The 16,953-nt window shown below is 56.7% G+C and carries 19 protein-coding genes; 7 read left to right on the top strand and 12 right to left on the bottom strand.

Going from position 1 to position 16,953, the window contains the following annotated elements:
* Positions 1-20: 20 nt before the first annotated feature.
* The 8 genes from PLU01S_RS05300 to ftsY all read right to left on the bottom strand — a co-directional run bounded on the left by PLU01S_RS05300 (position 21) and on the right by ftsY (position 5,999).
* Positions 21-530, bottom strand: coding sequence for a YbhB/YbcL family Raf kinase inhibitor-like protein (locus PLU01S_RS05300; protein WP_073449575.1), 510 nt, complete (start codon positions 528-530; stop codon positions 21-23).
* Between the two features lie 11 nt (positions 531-541).
* The gene (locus tag PLU01S_RS05295; protein ID WP_074823187.1) at positions 542-1,099 is read right to left on the bottom strand and encodes a lipocalin family protein; all 558 of its coding nucleotides are present in this window, start codon (positions 1,097-1,099) and stop codon (positions 542-544) included.
* Complete coding sequence (locus tag PLU01S_RS05290) at positions 1,096-1,353, bottom strand: hypothetical protein (protein WP_019363965.1); 258 nt, start codon at positions 1,351-1,353, stop codon at positions 1,096-1,098. The genes PLU01S_RS05295 and PLU01S_RS05290 overlap by 4 nt, the downstream gene beginning before the upstream one ends.
* Positions 1,354-1,391: 38 nt before the next feature.
* On the bottom strand, positions 1,392-1,688 hold the full coding sequence (locus PLU01S_RS05285) for a hypothetical protein (RefSeq protein WP_139208711.1): 297 nt from the start codon (positions 1,686-1,688) through the stop codon (positions 1,392-1,394).
* A gap of 113 nt (positions 1,689-1,801) precedes the next feature.
* On the bottom strand, positions 1,802-2,656 hold the full coding sequence (rpoH, locus tag PLU01S_RS05280) for an RNA polymerase sigma factor RpoH (RefSeq protein ID WP_010796999.1): 855 nt from the start codon (positions 2,654-2,656) through the stop codon (positions 1,802-1,804).
* A 189-nt stretch (positions 2,657-2,845) separates the two neighbouring features.
* Positions 2,846-3,856, bottom strand: a complete 1,011-nt coding sequence (gene ftsX, locus PLU01S_RS05275; protein ID WP_074823192.1) for a permease-like cell division protein FtsX — start codon at positions 3,854-3,856, stop codon at positions 2,846-2,848.
* On the bottom strand, positions 3,853-4,524 hold the full coding sequence (gene ftsE / locus PLU01S_RS05270; RefSeq protein ID WP_010796997.1) for a cell division ATP-binding protein FtsE: 672 nt from the start codon (positions 4,522-4,524) through the stop codon (positions 3,853-3,855). Before ftsE ends, ftsX begins: the two co-directional genes overlap by 4 nt.
* Positions 4,521-5,999, bottom strand: a complete 1,479-nt coding sequence (ftsY, locus tag PLU01S_RS05265) for a signal recognition particle-docking protein FtsY (protein ID WP_074823196.1) — start codon at positions 5,997-5,999, stop codon at positions 4,521-4,523. The genes ftsE and ftsY overlap by 4 nt, the downstream gene beginning before the upstream one ends.
* A 152-nt stretch (positions 6,000-6,151) precedes the next feature.
* Between ftsY and PLU01S_RS05260 the strand changes: the two genes are divergently transcribed.
* From PLU01S_RS05260 to PLU01S_RS05235, 6 genes are all read left to right on the top strand, one after another.
* Positions 6,152-7,519, top strand: a complete 1,368-nt coding sequence (locus PLU01S_RS05260; RefSeq protein WP_074823198.1) for a M16 family metallopeptidase — start codon at positions 6,152-6,154, stop codon at positions 7,517-7,519.
* The gene (locus PLU01S_RS05255; RefSeq protein WP_074823200.1) at positions 7,516-8,973 is read left to right on the top strand and encodes a M16 family metallopeptidase; all 1,458 of its coding nucleotides are present in this window, start codon (positions 7,516-7,518) and stop codon (positions 8,971-8,973) included. The genes PLU01S_RS05260 and PLU01S_RS05255 overlap by 4 nt, the downstream gene beginning before the upstream one ends.
* A gap of 2 nt (positions 8,974-8,975) precedes the next feature.
* Positions 8,976-9,548 carry a 16S rRNA (guanine(966)-N(2))-methyltransferase RsmD gene (gene rsmD / locus PLU01S_RS05250; RefSeq protein ID WP_074823203.1) on the top strand — a complete coding sequence of 191 codons (573 nt, stop codon included), beginning with the start codon at positions 8,976-8,978 and terminating at the stop codon, positions 9,546-9,548.
* Positions 9,549-9,558: 10 nt separating this feature from the next.
* On the top strand, positions 9,559-10,584 hold the full coding sequence (locus PLU01S_RS05245) for a hydrolase (RefSeq protein ID WP_074823206.1): 1,026 nt from the start codon (positions 9,559-9,561) through the stop codon (positions 10,582-10,584).
* 212 nt (positions 10,585-10,796) lie between these two features.
* Positions 10,797-11,282: a pantetheine-phosphate adenylyltransferase gene (gene coaD / locus PLU01S_RS05240; protein WP_010796991.1), complete on the top strand. Its 486-nt coding sequence runs from the start codon at positions 10,797-10,799 to the stop codon at positions 11,280-11,282.
* Positions 11,283-11,398: 116 nt separating this feature from the next.
* Positions 11,399-11,650 carry a YfhL family 4Fe-4S dicluster ferredoxin gene (locus PLU01S_RS05235; RefSeq protein WP_010796990.1) on the top strand — a complete coding sequence of 84 codons (252 nt, stop codon included), beginning with the start codon at positions 11,399-11,401 and terminating at the stop codon, positions 11,648-11,650.
* A gap of 84 nt (positions 11,651-11,734) precedes the next feature.
* On the opposite strand, the gene PLU01S_RS05230 is transcribed toward PLU01S_RS05235, so the two are convergent.
* The 3 genes from PLU01S_RS05230 to PLU01S_RS05220 form a co-directional block, all read right to left on the bottom strand.
* Positions 11,735-12,097: a multidrug transporter gene (locus tag PLU01S_RS05230; RefSeq protein ID WP_074823208.1), complete on the bottom strand. Its 363-nt coding sequence runs from the start codon at positions 12,095-12,097 to the stop codon at positions 11,735-11,737.
* Positions 12,098-12,185: 88 nt separating this feature from the next.
* Positions 12,186-12,998, bottom strand: a complete 813-nt coding sequence (gene lgt, locus PLU01S_RS05225) for a prolipoprotein diacylglyceryl transferase (RefSeq protein ID WP_010796988.1) — start codon at positions 12,996-12,998, stop codon at positions 12,186-12,188.
* Between the two features lie 24 nt (positions 12,999-13,022).
* Positions 13,023-13,805 carry a sulfite exporter TauE/SafE family protein gene (locus PLU01S_RS05220; RefSeq protein ID WP_074823211.1) on the bottom strand — a complete coding sequence of 261 codons (783 nt, stop codon included), beginning with the start codon at positions 13,803-13,805 and terminating at the stop codon, positions 13,023-13,025.
* Positions 13,806-13,899: 94 nt separating this feature from the next.
* On the opposite strand from PLU01S_RS05220, the gene PLU01S_RS05215 reads away from it, so the two are divergent.
* Complete coding sequence (locus PLU01S_RS05215; protein ID WP_074823213.1) at positions 13,900-14,646, top strand: NRDE family protein; 747 nt, start codon at positions 13,900-13,902, stop codon at positions 14,644-14,646.
* A gap of 12 nt (positions 14,647-14,658) precedes the next feature.
* On the opposite strand, the gene ptsP is transcribed toward PLU01S_RS05215, so the two are convergent.
* A complete protein-coding gene (gene ptsP, locus PLU01S_RS05210; protein ID WP_074823217.1) occupies positions 14,659-16,938 on the bottom strand; it encodes a phosphoenolpyruvate--protein phosphotransferase in 2,280 nt (759 codons plus the stop codon).
* Positions 16,939-16,953: the final 15 nt, after the last annotated feature.

Genomic DNA, 16,953 nt, shown 5'->3' with positions numbered 1-16,953 from the left:
TGTGCAATGGCCGATACGCTTTATTTCAACTCATACAGACCGGTATAAGTTGCGGAGGCGATCTGGTTCAGATGCGTCATGAACCGTGCTACTGCATTGGTAGCCTCTGCCGGCACAGGCAGGCTTTCGACTGCCAGCGCATGGATTTGAAAGATATACCGGTGCGCTTTATCGCCTTTTGGCGGCGCGGCACCACCAAATCCAACGGTCCCATAGTCATTGCGCAGCTGTAGAGCCCCTTTTGGCAGCAGGCTTCCATCCGCGTAGCCTGCGCCTTCCGGCAAGTTTGTGACATCGGCAGGTATGTTCACCACAACCCAGTGCCAGAACCCGCTGCCGGTTGGAGCGTCGGGATCATACACCGTCAAGGCGAAACTCTTGGTTCCCGGCGGAGGATTCTCCCACATGAGCGCGGGTGAAATATTTTCACCCGATACGCCAAAGGCCTCAACATCAAATTCCTGGCGCTTTGACATCAAACCATTATCAGCGAACGCATCGGTCCACAGGCGAAACTCCGAATCGGCCATGCTTGCCCCCTTTAGTTGGATGACTGGCCTCGCCAGACCAGCCTGGATGTATCAAATCCTTTGGCTTTAGCAATGCCAAGAAAGGTATCGCGCTGCTGCTGGGTGATCTCGGCTGAGCGAGATAGGAACCAGAGAAACTTGCGATCAGGGCTCCCTACCACGGCATTATGGTATTCAGGGTCAATATAAAAGACCCAATAAGGGCCCTTGGCTATATTGGGAAATACGCCGCTGAACCAAGTATCGAAGCGCACTTCCAGTCGGTCCGTTACACCAGGCTTCATTGGCGAGGCAACACCGGTCGCCTGATCCCAGTCGCCAGACTTCGTCAGACAGCGATTGAGCACCGCAACATTCCCATCGTCACGCAGATGGTAATGCGCCTCGGACTGAACGCAGCTGCGCTGGAAAAACATGGGCAGGCGCGCCTGCTCATACCATGTCCCCTGATAGCGCTTCAGATCAAGCGAACCGACGGTTTCAGGCGGTGGTGTCTTGGTCGAACTGGCACAGGCGACCAACAATCCTGCCGCGCCAGCCAGTAGTAAAATCTTGGTAGATGTTTTCATCGCAACCCCTGTCCTGCATACATGACAACCTTGTCGTTGACATACTGCACGCTGATGAACGCGGAAGACTGATCACCCCATGTGCAGCTTGATAACCCCAACGCACCGGAACACTCTGTAGGCTTGCCCAATAGCTCTTCGACTTCGGCCTTGGTTTGGCCAGCCTTGAGCCGATTGTAATTTTCCTGATTGATCTTGCTGCAGCTGATCAGCCACAAGCAGCTCAGCATCACTGCGAACACGCGAAACTTCATTCTGACTCCTAACCTGGACCGGAGGGCTGACACCATCCTCACTCTCTGATGAACTCCTGACCGAGCCCTTTCAAATGCCCGTTATCATCTATGGTCCAGACTTCAGAAGTAGGCGGCATGTCGACGCGCAGCCCCTCATCGACCAGGGTAGCACCATAGGTTTGTGGGGAAAGCGCATCGCCCGTGACCGTCACACGCCATGCGACTTCCTCCGGCGCGATTTGTAACTTGACCTGACCTGTATTGAGACTTTTCCACTTGCCTTCAAAATCGTCATGACTGCCACAACCGGCGAGAAGAACCGATGTAAAAAGCATCAGTAAAAATGATTTCATAGCAGTCCCCATCTCCCTTAGCAGCATTTAGAACCTAACCTTATACAAGGGGTTCGGTATTTCCGGGCAATAAAAAACCCCGCTTGAGGCGGGGTTCGCTTTTGAATCAACCCTTAGGCAGCGATCTTGCCCTTGAGCTTGTTCATTGCATTTTTTTCAAGCTGACGAATCCGCTCAGCCGATACGTTGTACTTGGCAGCCAACTCGTGCAGTGTAGCCTTGTCTTCAGCCAGCCAGCGCTGGTAGAGGATGTCACGGCTACGCTCATCCAGGCCTTCCAACGCCTCATGCAGATTGGCCGAAGAGTTATCGCTCCAGTCGGACTCCTCCAGCTGACGAGCCGGATCGTAGCGATTATCTTCAAGATACTGCGCGGGCGATTGGAACGCCGTATCGTCGTCTGCATCGGAAGCCGGATCAAAAGCCATATCCTGGCCCGTCAGACGACTTTCCATTTCGCGTACTTCACGCGGCTCGACGCCCAGCGTGCTGGCAACCGCCTGAACCTCGTCATTGTTCAGCCAGGCAAGACGCTTCTTCTGGCTACGCAGGTTGAAGAACAACTTGCGCTGGGCCTTGGTAGTAGCCACTTTCACGATGCGCCAGTTACGCAGGATGAACTCGTGTATCTCAGCCTTGATCCAGTGGACGGCAAACGATACGAGACGAACACCCATTTCAGGGTTGAAACGCTTTACAGCCTTCATCAGGCCGACATTACCTTCCTGGATCAGATCTGACTGGGCCAAACCATAGCCCGAATAACTTTTGGCAATATGTACGACAAAACGCAGGTGCGCGAGCACCATTTGCCGTGCCGCCTCTAAATCCTGGTTATAGAAGAGGCGTTCGGCCAGTTCGCGCTCCCGCTCCGGCGTCAGCATGGGAATGCTGTTCACAGAGTTGACATAGGCCTCCAGGCTAGCGCCAGGAACCAATGTTGGAACAGGTTGCAGAGAATTGGTCATGCGAATCCTCCGATTCACTTATGCACAGGGCAGTGTATCACTGAAGAATCAGACAGAAAACAAGACTAACAGTTCCCTAAAAAAGAACCTATAGCCTTTAAAATCAATCACTTAAATAGTCACTATCAATCAAATCGATAGCTTTACATCATAATTTGAGACAGTTGTTTGATTCATGAATCGGCGCCCTTATCGGGGCGCCAACTCTCTCAGATGGCGAGCCACCGCCAGCCAGGCGCCAATGTAACCCAGCAGTATTGCACCAATAAGTAACTGGATGCCTTCATCCATGGACACGCTGGCCAGCGCAAAATCGCTGCCGTAAAGACCGGCCAGCTCGATGACAGCCTCGTTAAGCCAGTTCAAGCCAAAAGCCAGTAGTGCCCAGGCTGCAATACCGGCGCCTATCCCATACATGGCGCCCATGTACAGGAAAGGTCGCCGCACATAACCGTCAGTACCGCCTACCAACTTTATGACCTCGATTTCGGTCCTGCGGTTTTCGATGGCCAGACGAATTGTATTCCCGATGACGAGTAGCAGGGCTACGATCAGAACGACTGTAAGCCCAAACACGAACTGCTCACCCAGCTTCAGAATGGCGGTCAGTCGCTCGACCCATTGCATATCGAGCTGTACCTGCTGTACGCCAGATAGCTCAGCCAGACGACTGCGCAGCATGTCCAGCCGACCTTTATCAATCTCTTGTGGCGTCACGGAGATCACCGAAGGCAACGGATTTTCTGGCAGTTCCTTCAAGGCTTCGCCCAGACCAGCCTGCTGTTGAAGCTCTTGCAGAGCCTCGTCACGTCCGATCCAGTGCACCTCACTGACATCAGGTAGCGCTGCAATCTGTTCCTGTAATTGCTTGCCTTGAGCTTCGTCCAGATTAAGGTCAAGAAAGACAGAAATTTGGGCCGCGCGCTGCCATGAGCCGCCGAGCCGCTCCACATTGTTCAGCAGCAGCGATACACCCATCGGCAACGCAAGGGCAATTCCCATAACCAAGCAGGTCAGAAAGCTTCCGATCGGCTGTCGGCCCATCCGCCACAGACTGTCACGCAAGCCAATGAGATGCGCTTCGAAATAGGCATGTAACGGGCTGCGCCAATCCTGCTTCGGCTTGGCTGTCTTGCGACGTTTGGGCTTTTCCGGTTTTTCACCCTGTACGTCGCCGCGTGGAAGTTCCTTGGCACTCATGTAGGACTCTCCTCATCCCCGATCAGACGGCCACGCTGCAGCGTCAGCATACGATGACGCAGGCGTGCGATCAGGGCATGGTCGTGGCTGGCAATCAGTACAGTGGTGCCAAGGCTGTTGATGTCCTCGAACACACCCATGATTTCGGAGGCAAGCCGCGGATCGAGGTTACCGGTTGGCTCATCCGCCAGCAGCAAGGCTGGTCGATGTACGACAGCCCGCGCGATCCCGACGCGCTGTTGCTGGCCGGTAGACAGGTCCGACGGATAGTCTTCGAGCTTGTCCTTCAGGCTGACCCGCTCCAGCGCCATGGTCACACGTTTGGCAATCTCGGCCTTGGACAACCCCAGGATCTGTAGAGGCAAGGCTACATTGTCGAACACGGTACGGTCGAACAGGAGCTGGTGGTTCTGAAACACCACACCAATCTGACGACGCAGGAATGGAATCTGCGCATTGCTGATCCGCGAAATATCCTGTCCAGCCAGCGAAAGCTTGCCACTGGTGGGTCGCTCCATCGCCAGAATCAGGCGCATCAGGGTGCTCTTGCCGGCACCGGAGTGACCGGTAATGAACAGGATCTCCCCGCGCTCCGCACGGAACGATAACTCATGCAAACCGATATGCCCGTTCGGGTAACGTTTACTGACCCGATCGAAATGAATCATGGCGTCTCCCGCTCAGCGAACAACGCTCGAACGAAGGGCTTGGCTTCGAACTCACGCAGATCGTCAATGCCTTCACCGACACCGATGTAACGGATAGGCAGGCTCATCTGCTTGGCCAGCGCGAAAATGACGCCACCCTTGGCAGTACCGTCAAGCTTGGTCAGCGCAAGGCCGGAGAGCGGAACGGCAGCATGGAATTGCTTGGCCTGATTCATGGCATTCTGGCCGGTACCTGCATCCAGCACCAATAAAGTCTCATGCGGGGCGGATTCGTCCAGCTTGCCAATGACGCGGCGCACCTTGCGCAGCTCTTCCATCAGGTTGTCCTTGGTGTGCAGACGACCGGCCGTATCGGCAATCAGAACATCGACACCGCGAGCCTTGGCAGCTTGTACAGCGTCATAGATCACCGAGGCGGAGTCAGCGCCGGTATGCTGTGCAATCACTGGAATGCGGTTACGCTCCCCCCAGACCTGTAACTGCTCGACCGCTGCGGCACGGAACGTATCACCAGCGGCCAGCATGACCTTCTTGCCCTCAAGCTGGAGCTTTTTAGCCAGCTTGCCGATGGTCGTGGTTTTGCCAACACCGTTCACGCCAACAACCAGAATAACGAAGGGTTGAGTAGCCTTATCGATAACCAACGGTTGCTCAACAGGCGTCAACAAGCCAGTTAACTCTTCCTGCAATGCCTGATAAAGCGCCTCGCTGTCAGCAAGCTGTTTACGCGCTACCCGCTGGGTGAGGTTTTTCATGATGGTGGTCGTCGCCTCGACACCCACATCCGCCGTCAATAGCCGGGTCTCCAGCTCATCGAGCAAATCATCGTCGATGGCTTTCTTGCCCAGAAACAGGCTGGCCATCCCTTCGCCAATGCTGGCGCTGGTCTTGCTCAGCCCTTGCTTGAGGCGAGCAAAGAAGCCCAGCTTTGCCGGTGCAGCGGGCTGTGGTGCCAGCTCCGGTTCCGGTTCTGCGTCTACTCCTGGTTCTGGCTCAGGCTCCGGCTCTGCAATCGACACGACAGGCTCGGCTACTGGCTCAGGCTCAGCAACAGGTTGGAGCTCGGCCGTCCTCGATTCATCCAGCCGCTCGGGCTCAATGAATACAAGCTCAACAGGCGCCAGCATAGCAGGCTCAGGCTCTGGCTCAACTGCAGGCGCTTGCAGAGAAGGCTGCACCGTTTCAGGCTGGCGTGGCGGCTCAACCGGCTGCGCCTGAATCGGCTCCGGCTGAAAGGTTTTTACGCTTTCGTCCTGCTCGGCTACCGGTGCGGGTGCCTCGGTTTCCTCAGCAGGAGGTAGCTGGGTTGAAGGAATAGCGTCAGCCGGCTCGGGGACCGGCTCCGGGTGTACTACCGGCTCGACAGCCGTTTCTGGCTTAGCCTCGGTTGTCTCCTGCGGCTTCTTGCGAAACCAACTGAAGAACCCTTTCTTTTCCCCTGCGGGAGGGGACTTTTTATCGTCGGAACCAAACATGCAAAGGTCTATCTCAAGGGGCGGGCACGCTGTGGCAAATCCATAAAGATGTGCTGCCAGGCGTGGCCGGCATGAAAAGGGATGCGTATCCTAGCACCTCATCGCTTGCTGGCGCTAAAGACCGGCAAGCCCTGGAATGAGTTCATAGATTGATGACAGTCTTCTCTCGACGTACTACTGGTCTGCTGTTCAGCCTGCTCTGCGCGCCGCTTACCGTCCTGGCCGCCGAGACCCAACCCACGCACGAATACACACTCGACAATGGTTTGAAAATCGTTGTTCGGGAAGATCATCGTGCTCCTGTCGTGGTTTCACAACTCTGGTACAAGATCGGCTCAAGCTACGAGACGCCTGGATCGACCGGCCTTTCCCATGCCTTGGAACACATGATGTTCAAGGGCAGCAGCAAGATGGGTCCTGGAGAGGCCTCCCTGGTTCTGCGTGATCTCGGAGCAACCGAGAATGCCTTCACCACGGACGATTACACGGCCTATTACCAGGTGATGGCCAAGGATCGTTTGCCTGTGGCGCTTGAGCTCGAAGCCGATCGCATGGCCACCTTACGCCTACCTGCCGATGAATTCAGCCGCGAGATAGAAGTCATCAAGGAGGAGCGTCGCCTGCGCACTGACGATCAGCCAATGGCACTGGCCTACGAACGTTTCAGCGCGGCGGCCTATCCTGCCAGTGGCTACCGCACGCCAACCATTGGCTGGCCTGCTGATCTTAAACGCATGAACATCGACGATCTGCGGCACTGGTATCAATCCTGGTACGCGCCCAATAATGCGACCCTGGTTGTAGTGGGCGATGTGACCGGGGAAGACGTAAGACAGATGGCTCAACAGTATTTTGGCCAGATTCCTAAGCGAGACCTGCCACCGGCCAAGCGCCCGCTTGAACTCCAGGCATCAGGTGAACGCCGTCTGATCCTTCCCGTTCGTACGCAAATCCCCAGCCTCATGATGGGATTCAATGTGCCCGGTTTTGCCAGTGCAGAGAATCAACGGGATGTGCATGCCTTGCGCCTGATCTCAGCGCTGCTCGATGGTGGCTACAGCGCCCGTCTCTCCACTCAACTGGAGCGTGAGCAGGAGCTGGTTACCGGCGCCTCGGCCTCATACGAGTCCTACACTCGCGGCGACAGTCTGTTCATGCTCAGCGCCATGCCCAACCTGCAAAAGGGCAAGACCCTGGCAGATGTCGAAGCCGGCCTTTGGGCGCAACTGGATGCGCTCAAGCAAACGCCACCGAGCACCGCCGAACTGGAGCGCGTCAGAGCGCAGGTGATCGCCAGCCTTGTCTATGAGCGCGACTCAATTACAGCCCAGGCCAGCAATATTGGTCAATTGGAAAGCATCGGCGTGTCCTGGCACGAGATGGATAACGAGCTTGCAGATTTGCAATCTGTCACTCCGACTGATCTACAGCGTGTTGCACGCACTTACTTCACTCGCGATCGCCTGACAGTTGCTCACGTGATTCCCGAGACCCAAACGCAGCAGGAGGCTCGTCCATGAACGCCCGTTTTTCTTATGCATGGGGCGCCTTGCTCAGCCTGACGCTGCTTGGCGGCTGCCAGAACACTTCCCCCGTGGCGGACAGTGCAGCGGCCCATCCTAAACTGGAATCACTGCAGGCGCTGAGCAAGACAGCTCCGGTTACCCGCAAGCTCGATATCCAAAGCTGGAGAACTCCAGAAGGCGCGCGCGTCATGTTTGTGGAAGCCAATGAGCTGCCCATGTATGACCTGCGCCTGACATTTGCGGCCGGTAGCAGCCAGGACGGCAATACGCCTGGCATTGCCACGATGACCAATGGCATGCTCAACGAAGGCATTGCCGGAATGGACACTACCGCGATAGCCATCGGCTTCGAAAACCTGGGTGCCAACTTCTCAAACGGTGCCTATCGCGACATGGCCGTTGCCGGGCTGCGTACCTTGTCCGACTCGGCTAAAAGTGACCCGGCGCTCGATCTCTTCACCAAGGTGGTAGGTCATCCTACGTTTCCTGCCGCCCCGCTGGAGCGTATTCGCAATCAATTGTTGACCAGCATCGAATACAAGAAACAGGACCCCGGCGCTCAGGCAGGTGATGCGCTGATGAAACAGCTCTACGGCAGTCACCCCTATGCGCACCCCAGCATGGGTACGGCTGAATCGCTGAGATCGATCACACCTGCTCAGTTACGCGCCTTTCATCAGCGTGCGTATACAGCAGGCAATGTGGTCATCGCGTTGACAGGTAATCTGACCCGTCCCCAGGCAGAAGCCATTGCCGCCAAGGTATCCCGTGCTCTACCCAAGGGCCCTGCCCTGCCGTCGGTAGCCAAGCCGCAACCACCTAAACCGGGCGTTACGCATATTGAGTTTCCCTCACAGCAGACGCACCTCATGCTGGCCGAGCAGGGAATCGACCGCCGGGACCCTGACTACGCCGCGCTATATCTGGGTAACCAGATCCTGGGTGGGGGCGGGTTCGGCACTCGCCTGATGACCGAGGTCCGCGAAAAGCGCGGATTGACCTATGGTGTTTATTCCGGCTTTACGCCGATGCAGGTCGCGGGGCCCTTCACGATCGGCCTGCAAACCCGAGCCGAGATGAGCCAGAATACATTGGGGCTTGTGCAAAATATTGTCCGCCAATACCTCAAGGAAGGGCCGACACAGAAGGAGCTGGATGATGCCAAGCGTGAAATATCAGGCAGCTTCCCGCTCTCGACCGCCAGTAACAGTGCGATCGTCGCCCAGCTCGGCATGATTGGCTTCTACGACCTGCCACTCGACTTTCTGGACACCTTTATGAAGCAGACGCAAGCCGTGACTACGGATCAGGTGCGCGAAGCCATGGCCCGGCATTTGAATCCTGATGGCTTTGTCATCGTGACGGCAGGCCCAACCGTTGCCCAGCAACCCTTGCCAGCGCCGGTTGAGCGCGGCAATACACCGCCTCCCAGCGTACCGGAGCATTGAGCATGGCGCAGAGTAAAGGTAGCAGCCAGCTGCGTATCATTGGAGGCGACTGGCGCAGCCGACGCTTCAGCTTTCCAGAAGCACCAGGGCTCAGACCTACACCTGACCGGGTTCGCGAGACGCTGTTCAACTGGCTGATGCCCCATGTACCCGGCGCACGGGTACTGGATCCGTTCCTGGGCAGTGGTGCGCTATTGCTTGAAGCGCTGTCCCGGGGTGCCAGTCAGGCGCTGGGACTGGACTTGAATCCCGCAGCGGTAGGCTCGCTGCGCGGTCATCTGGCGTCACTCGGATGCACCAATGTCCAGGTCGTACAGAACGATGCCCTGCACTACCTTCAGCACAATGAGGCCACGCCTTTTGACGTAGTGTTCCTTGACCCGCCCTTCCAGAAAGGTCTGCTTGAGCCCGCCTGCCAACTGCTCGAGGAGCAAGGCTGGCTGGCCAGGGATGCATGGATTTACACTGAAAGCGAAAGTCAGCCCTCATCGCTTCCCATGCCCGCCAACTGGCACCTGCACAGGGAAAAGAAGGCGGGAAGCGTACATTACGCGCTCTGGCATCGAACCGCGTAACGGGATGCCCATGCACCCTATCGTGGAGGACCTATCAGCTCAGACAGATGCTTTCCGGCCCGCTTGGTGGCTGCCAGGCCCTCACCTGCAGACCTTATGGGGGTCGCTCTGGCGTCGTCTTCCCCTGATAACGCGCCCACGCGAGCGTATCTGGCTAGACGACGGTGACTTTCTCGACCTTGACTGGTACGGACCGGAAGATCCTTATGCGCCGCTGGTACTGGCTATCCACGGACTGACAGGCAGCTCTTCGTCACACTATATTCTGGGTTTGCAACTGGCCCTTGCCGAGCATGGCTGGGCCAGCGTTGGATTGAACTGGCGAGGGTGCTCAGGCGAGCCGAACCTGTTACCGCGGGGCTACCACTCAGGCGTCACCGAAGACCTTGCCGCTGTTATCGCCCACCTTCAGGCCAAGCGCCCTTTGGCACCGCTCTATGCTGTTGGCTACTCGCTTGGCGGTAACGTGCTGCTCAAGTACCTGGGCGAAGCAGGCTTGAATTGCCCACTCCAGGCGGCTGCCTCCGTGTCGGTTCCTTTCCGGCTCGACCTTTGCGCAGACCGTATCGCCATTGGGTTTTCCCGTGTGTATCAGGCGCACTTCATGCGAGAGCTGGTGAGCTATGTAAAACGCAAGCGAGAGGCTTTGCAGCAGCGCCAGCAACACGACCATGTAGCCTCGCTGGATGCCTTGGGTAGCCTGGAGGACATGAAGAGCTTTTGGGATTTTGACGGACGCATCACCGCCCCGCTCCACGGATTCAAGGATGCTCACGATTACTACCAGCAGGCATCAAGCCGTTATTACCTGAAAGACGTCCGAATACCGACCCTTATGATTCAAGCGGAAGATGATCCTTTCATTGGACGTGAAAGCCTGCCAACACCAGGAGAGCTATCCAATACGATATGCTTCGAGCGCCATGCTCATGGAGGGCATGTAGGCTTTGTCGCAGGTACATGGCGAAACCCTGATTACTACCTGGAGCGCCGCATACCGCAGTGGCTCTTGTGGCAGCAGGAGAGACTGACATAGACGTGGCGGCTATAGCCGATCAGCGAACGCTATCCGCGTCAGATGAAAACAGGCAACCCGAGAAGGCTGCGTTTTTCGACAATTTTTTCTACACTCCTCAACGCTTAAAGCTCACCTTTGATGAATACCAGGCCGCTTATCCACCTTTCGACTTGGACATCTGATCTGGCTGAGCTACCATCCAAGCCCCCACGGACCGTAAGGACGCCGCGATGAATCGAGTGCTGTACCCGGGAACCTTCGACCCGATCACCAGGGGTCATGGTGATCTCGTCGAACGCGCCTCACGTTTGTTTGAGCATGTCGTCGTCGCCGTAGCGGCCAGTCCGAAGAAGAATCCGCTGTTTCCGCTGGAAAGGCGGGTAGAGTTGGCTCGAGCGGTTACGGCACACCTGCCTAATGTCGAGGTCATTGGCTTTTCTTGCCTGCTGGCCAATCTCGTCAAGGAGCAGAAAGCCACGATCCTCCTGCGAGGATTGCGTGCTGTTTCGGATTTCGAATTCGAGTTTCAGTTGGCCAACATGAACCGTGTGCTGGCGCCTGACGCAGAAAGCATGTTTCTTACTCCGTCGGAAAATTACTCCTACATCTCTTCGACGCTGGTACGTGAAATTGCAGCACTGGGTGGCGACGTCACCAAGTTCGTGCACCCGCTTGTCAAGGAAGCGCTGGCCGAACGTTTCAAGCCAGCCCCTTGAAATTTTGCCGTTAGGGCACATATATCGGCGCAGACGTGCACCACGCGCGCCGATAAGGCACAATTCGCGTTTACCTTTTCTGTATCGCCGTCATCCGTGAGCGGCGGGAGCAATTCATGTCCCTCAAGATTACTGAAGACTGCATCAATTGCGATGTATGTGAGCCTGAGTGTCCTAATGGTGCCATCTCCCAGGGCGAAGAGATTTATGTGATCGACCCTAATCTCTGTACCGAGTGTGTAGGTCATTACGACGAGCCGCAGTGTCAGCAGGTTTGCCCGGTGGATTGCATCCCGCTCGACCCGGAAAACGTCGAGAGCAAGGAAAAACTGCACGAAAAGTATCTGAAAATCAGCGGTCAGGCCTGATCCAGGCTATTGGCAGCGCGACACTATCAGGTATTTACAGGCGCCATAAAAAAGCCGGTCAATTGACCGGCTTTTTTATGGGATTCAGTCCGACTGGCCATATCCTGTGCGGGTACAGCCCAGGCAACGAACAAAAGCAGCCTTACCCGGCTCAACGACCAAGGCCCTGCCCGCCTCGCCTACATTACCGCCTGCAGCGGTAAAGGGCAGACTGACCACAAAGGCACCCGCGCCAATAACAGTGGCAGCAATCAAAAGCGGCCGGGCAATCAGCAGATCACCGATCATCGAAAAGGCTTTTGGTGCATTAGCTTGGTAGTTCGGATCGCCACTGACATTGTTAACGGTTTCCGTCTCATAACCCGAATCGGCTAGTGCCGGTGCGGCAGCACTCCATAAAGCCATGGAGAAGGCCAACGTGGTGGCCAATGCGCGGAACGGGCTCATACTTCTGTCCTTTAAGTGAGAGGCGATTAACCATTAACTATAAGCACCACCTCTCGACTTGTCAGTGACCTTTCACCTGAAGATCAGGTCATTCCGTCAGAGTTCTGGTCTTTCCCTGATGCCGATAGGCCAGAACCATCAGGAAGGCCCCACCCAGAATCATCGGTACGCACAAGACCTGTCCCATCGTGAGCCAGCCCCAGGCCAGATAACCCAGCTGCGCATCCGGCATGCGGACGAATTCCACCAGGAAACGGAAAATGCCATAACACAGGACGAAAAGCCCTGATACCGCCATTGTTGGACGTGGCTTGCGTGAGAAGAACCAGAGAATAACGAACAAGGCGACGCCTTCCAGCGCAAACTGATAGAGCTGGGAAGGATGGCGCGGCAACTGGGCCGGATCGCTGAAGGGCGGAAAAATCATTGCCCACGGCACATCGCTCGGCTTGCCCCACAGTTCGGCATTGATGAAGTTACCAATCCGCCCGGCGCCCAGGCCGATTGGAACCAGCGGGGCGATGAAATCCATCAGCTCGAAGAAGCTCTTGTTGTTGCGGCGACCAAACCACCACACCGCCAGAATCACGCCCAGCAAGCCGCCATGAAAGGCCATGCCGCCCTTCCAGACCTCAAAGATCAGCGTGGGATTGGCAAGGTACTCATCTAGGTTATAGAAAAGGACATACCCCAGCCGCCCTCCGATGATGACGCCGCACGCCACCCAGAAGACCAGATCCGAAAGTTTGTCTTTATTCCAGGTGGGATCGAATCGGTTCAAACGACGTGAGGCCAGCAGCCAAGCCCCGCCAATACCAATGAGGTACATCAGACCGTACCAGTGAATCTTGAGTGGACCGATCGCGACCGCTACCGGGTCGATCTGTGGATAAGGCAGCATTACGACTCCTTGATAAAAGGGTTCTCAGACCAGAAAGCTGAGCCCTACACTGAACAACAACAACGCAAATAGCCGCTTGAGCAGCCGTGGAGAAAGCGTGTGCGCCAAACGCGCACCAAAACGGGCAAAGAACATGCTGGTCAGCGCAATACCTACCAGGGCCGGCAGGTAGACATATCCCAGACTCCACTCAGGCAAGCCAGGCTCACTCCAGCCCACCACCATGAACGAAAGGGCTCCGGAGAGCGCGATCGGCAACCCACACGCAGATGAGGTTGCCACCGCCCTTTGCATACTGACGCCTCGCCAGGTCAGGAAAGGCACAGTCAGCGAGCCGCCTCCGATGCCGAAAATGGCAGACGCCCAGCCAATGACCACACCGGCGAGCGTTAGAACCGGCTTGCCCGGTACCGGTCTGCTGCTTTTGGGACGAAGGTCAAGCACCATCTGTAGCGACACGAGGATGGCAAAGGTACCGATTATTTTCTGCAGAATTGGCCCCTGAATATAAGATGCCGTAACCCCGCCGACAAAGCTGCCCAGGATGATGCCAACCGTCATCCACACCACGAGTGGCCACTGGACCGCTCTCTGGCGATGATGCGCCAGAATGGAATTGATTGACGTAAAGACGATTGTTGCAAGTGAAGTACCGACGGCCAGATGCGTCAGCACATCGGTATCCATTCCATGGGCAGTGAAGCTGAACACCAGAACCGGTACGATGATCAATCCGCCCCCGACGCCGAACAGACCCGCCAGAACGCCTGCACATGCGCCAAGAATCAGATAGAGCACGAATTCCATATCGAATCCTGCTGAACAAAACGGCAATGGTAGCCCAATCGGCCAATGCAAACGAGCGAACCCTCAATGATCAAGGCCTTACGGAGCCCAACTGATGTGTCTGATTGTCTTTGCGTGGCGCCCTGAAGATAACGAGTCACTTATCCTGGCCGCCAACCGTGACGAGTTCTATGCACGCCCCAGCGCTCCGTTGGATACATGGGACGATCAACCAGACATTATTGGAGGAAGAGACCTGACCGCAGGTGGGACCTGGCTCGCGGTAGGAAGGGATGGTCGCTTTGCCACCGTGACCAATATCAGGGATCCTGGTCAGCCGGTATCCGACCGCTCACGGGGCGAACTGCCTGTACGCTTTCTGGAACGTGATATCTCGGCCGAAGAGTATGTACATGAAGTGGCTCAACGTAGCGATGAATACACAGGGTTCAACCTGCTTCTAGGCGATCGCCAGTCGTTATGGCATTTGAATGCTCGCAGCCGAAAACCGCATCGACTGCCGCCGGGCGTTTACGGCGTATCCAATGCCGATTTGAACACGCCATGGCCCAAGTTGCTCAGAGCCAGAGCAAGTCTCGAACAGGCCCTGGAAACCCCTTCGGACGAGGCTTTATTTGCACTGTTGGCCGACACCTGGCGACCTGATCCCGCAACGCTTCCGCATACCGGCATCAGCCATGAACTGGAAATGCTCTTGTCCAGCGTTTTCATCTCCAGCGAACACTACGGCACACGGGCCAGCACTGTGCTACGGCAACAGGTAGACGGACAGACCGTCATTACGGAACGTCGCTTTGGAGCCTACGGCAAGTCGCTTGGAGAAAGCCGCCGGACGCTGTAGTCCGGCGTGCTGTCAGCTCTGGACGGTGGAAGCCGGGTTGATGACGCGCCCTAGCCCCAGGTTACGCAAGGCCAGATGCAGCGCACTGTGCACCACTTGCGGATTGTCAATCTTGAGCAGCTGATCCAGGAGCTCCTTTGCCTTGGACAGGCTCATCTGACGCAGCAACCACTTCACCTTGGGGAGGTTGGTTGCATTCATGGAAAGGGAGTCGTATCCCATGGCCATGAGCAATACCGCTGCGGCCGGATCGCCTGCCATCTCGCCACAGATACTCACTGGAACGTTTTCCGCATGAGCATCCTCCACCACGCTCTTGAGTGCTTGCAGCACGGCTGGATGGAAGTAGTCATACAGGTCAGCCACGCGTGGGTTATTACGATCTACCGCCAGCAGATACTGGGTCAGATCGTTGGAGCCCACCGAGATAAAGTCCACCTCACGGGCCAGATCCCGGGCCTGATAGACCGCCGAAGGCACCTCTACCATCACACCGACAGGCGGCATGGGAATATTGACCCCTTCATCACGCACCTCGCACCAGGCGCGATGCAGGAGATGCTGGGCCTCGTCCAGCTCGTGTACCCCCGAGATCATGGGTAGCATGATTCGCAGGTTATCCAGACCTTCACTGGCCTTGAGCATGGCTCGCGCCTGTACCAGGAAGATTTCCGGATGGTCCAGCGTGACACGAATCCCGCGCCATCCCAGGAAGGGGTTGTCTTCCTTGATGGGGAAATAGGACAGGGATTTATCTCCGCCGATATCCAGCATGCGCATGGTGACCGGCTGGGGATGGAACGCCGCCAGTTGCTCCCGGTAGATGGACAGCTGCTCCTTCTCACTGGGGAAGCGGTCGTTGATCATGAACGGGACCTCAGTCCGATACAGCCCCACCCCTTCCGCGCCACGCTGCTGCGCCCGGGCAACATCGGCCAGCAGCCCCGTGTTCACCCAGAGCGGCATACGATGGCCATCCAGGGTTTCGCACGGCAGGCTGCGCAGGGCTTCCAGCCCCTGGGTCAGCTGACGCTCCTCCTCGACCACAGCGCTGTACTGCTTGAGCAGCTGAGGTGAAGGGTTGGTAAAGACTTCGCCGTGATAGCCGTCGACAATCAACGAAATACCATCGACTTTTGAATAAGGCAGGTCTACCGCGCCCATGACGGTGGGAATACCCATCGCGCGTGCCAGGATGGCAACGTGGGAGTTGCCAGAGCCGAGCACGGAAATCATGCCGGCCAGCTTGCCTTCAGGCACCTCGCCCAGCATGGCGGGTGACAGCTCCTCACTGACCAGGATGGTCTGGTCGGGGTAGACCAGACATTGTTGCCGTGCCTGCTGCAGATAAGCCAGCAATCGACGGCCAAGGTCCTTCACATCAGCGGCACGTTCGCTCAGATAGGCATCGTCCATCATCTCGAAACGACGAACATGCTCGGTCACGACCTGACGCAGTGCCCCCTGTGCCCACTGCCCTTTCTTGATGATTTGAGTAACCTCGTTACCCAATGCCGCGTCGTCGAGCATCATCAAATAGACGTCGAACAGGGCGCGCTCTTCCTTGCGCAGCTGGGTCGAAAGACGCTCTGACAGCTGGCGCATGTCCTCACGTACAGACTCCAGCGCATGCTGGAACAGGGCCAGCTCTGCCTCGATGTCCGTAACGGTCTTGTCAGGAACGACTTCCAGATCAGCTGGAGGCAGCACGACTACAGCCGTACCCACACCAACACCGGGAGCACCGGGAATACCTACGAAACGAGCCTCCTGGATACCCTTACCCTGCCGTCCGAGCCCACGAATGGTACCCGTGGCTTCAGCATGTGCGATAACGCCGGCCAATTGGGCGCTCATGGTCACAAGGAAGGCTTCTTCACCTTCGTCGAACTGGCGCCGCTCCTTTTGCTGAACAACCAGAACCCCCATCACACGACGATGGTGAATGATTGGCGCCCCCAGGAAAGAGGCATAGCGCTCCTCGCCCGTTTCGGCGAAATAGCGAAAACGCGGATGACTGGAGGCATCCTCAAGGTTGAGCGGCTCTTCGCGCGTGCCGACCAGGCCGACCAGGCCTTCATTGGGCGCCATGCTGACACGCCCGATGGAGCGCTTGTTCAGGCCCTCGGTCGACATGAGGACAAATCGATTGGTTTCAGGGTCCAGCAGATAGACCGAGCACACCTGAGTGCCCATGGCCGCCCGAACGCGCTGAACGATGATCGATAACGCTGTCTTGAGATCCTTGGCGCCGTTTACTTCTTGAACGACCTTACGCAGCGTATTCAGCATGCTAGAAGCCCTGGG

This window comes from Pseudomonas luteola NBRC 103146 (assembly GCF_002091675.1).
Taxonomy (GTDB): domain Bacteria; phylum Pseudomonadota; class Gammaproteobacteria; order Pseudomonadales; family Pseudomonadaceae; genus Chryseomonas; species Chryseomonas luteola.
This window is presented reverse-complemented; position numbering and strand designations above follow the sequence as displayed.

What these genes read in the sequence shown, in the direction of transcription:
- PLU01S_RS05300 (WP_073449575.1), bottom strand. Translation starts at nt 530, where the DNA reads ATGGCCGATTCGGAGTTTCGCCTGTGGACCGATGCGTTCGCTGATAAT.
- PLU01S_RS05295 (WP_074823187.1), bottom strand. Translation starts at nt 1,099, where the DNA reads ATGAAAACATCTACCAAGATTTTACTACTGGCTGGCGCGGCAGGATTG.
- PLU01S_RS05290 (WP_019363965.1), bottom strand. Translation starts at nt 1,353, where the DNA reads ATGAAGTTTCGCGTGTTCGCAGTGATGCTGAGCTGCTTGTGGCTGATC.
- PLU01S_RS05285 (WP_139208711.1), bottom strand. Translation starts at nt 1,688, where the DNA reads ATGAAATCATTTTTACTGATGCTTTTTACATCGGTTCTTCTCGCCGGT.
- rpoH (WP_010796999.1), bottom strand. Translation starts at nt 2,656, where the DNA reads ATGACCAATTCTCTGCAACCTGTTCCAACATTGGTTCCTGGCGCTAGC.
- ftsX (WP_074823192.1), bottom strand. Translation starts at nt 3,856, where the DNA reads ATGAGTGCCAAGGAACTTCCACGCGGCGACGTACAGGGTGAAAAACCG.
- ftsE (WP_010796997.1), bottom strand. Translation starts at nt 4,524, where the DNA reads ATGATTCATTTCGATCGGGTCAGTAAACGTTACCCGAACGGGCATATC.
- ftsY (WP_074823196.1), bottom strand. Translation starts at nt 5,999, where the DNA reads ATGTTTGGTTCCGACGATAAAAAGTCCCCTCCCGCAGGGGAAAAGAAA.
- PLU01S_RS05260 (WP_074823198.1), top strand. Translation starts at nt 6,152, where the DNA reads ATGACAGTCTTCTCTCGACGTACTACTGGTCTGCTGTTCAGCCTGCTC.
- PLU01S_RS05255 (WP_074823200.1), top strand. Translation starts at nt 7,516, where the DNA reads ATGAACGCCCGTTTTTCTTATGCATGGGGCGCCTTGCTCAGCCTGACG.
- rsmD (WP_074823203.1), top strand. Translation starts at nt 8,976, where the DNA reads ATGGCGCAGAGTAAAGGTAGCAGCCAGCTGCGTATCATTGGAGGCGAC.
- PLU01S_RS05245 (WP_074823206.1), top strand. Translation starts at nt 9,559, where the DNA reads ATGCACCCTATCGTGGAGGACCTATCAGCTCAGACAGATGCTTTCCGG.
- coaD (WP_010796991.1), top strand. Translation starts at nt 10,797, where the DNA reads ATGAATCGAGTGCTGTACCCGGGAACCTTCGACCCGATCACCAGGGGT.
- PLU01S_RS05235 (WP_010796990.1), top strand. Translation starts at nt 11,399, where the DNA reads ATGTCCCTCAAGATTACTGAAGACTGCATCAATTGCGATGTATGTGAG.
- PLU01S_RS05230 (WP_074823208.1), bottom strand. Translation starts at nt 12,097, where the DNA reads ATGAGCCCGTTCCGCGCATTGGCCACCACGTTGGCCTTCTCCATGGCT.
- lgt (WP_010796988.1), bottom strand. Translation starts at nt 12,998, where the DNA reads ATGCTGCCTTATCCACAGATCGACCCGGTAGCGGTCGCGATCGGTCCA.
- PLU01S_RS05220 (WP_074823211.1), bottom strand. Translation starts at nt 13,805, where the DNA reads ATGGAATTCGTGCTCTATCTGATTCTTGGCGCATGTGCAGGCGTTCTG.
- PLU01S_RS05215 (WP_074823213.1), top strand. Translation starts at nt 13,900, where the DNA reads ATGTGTCTGATTGTCTTTGCGTGGCGCCCTGAAGATAACGAGTCACTT.
- ptsP (WP_074823217.1), bottom strand. Translation starts at nt 16,938, where the DNA reads ATGCTGAATACGCTGCGTAAGGTCGTTCAAGAAGTAAACGGCGCCAAG.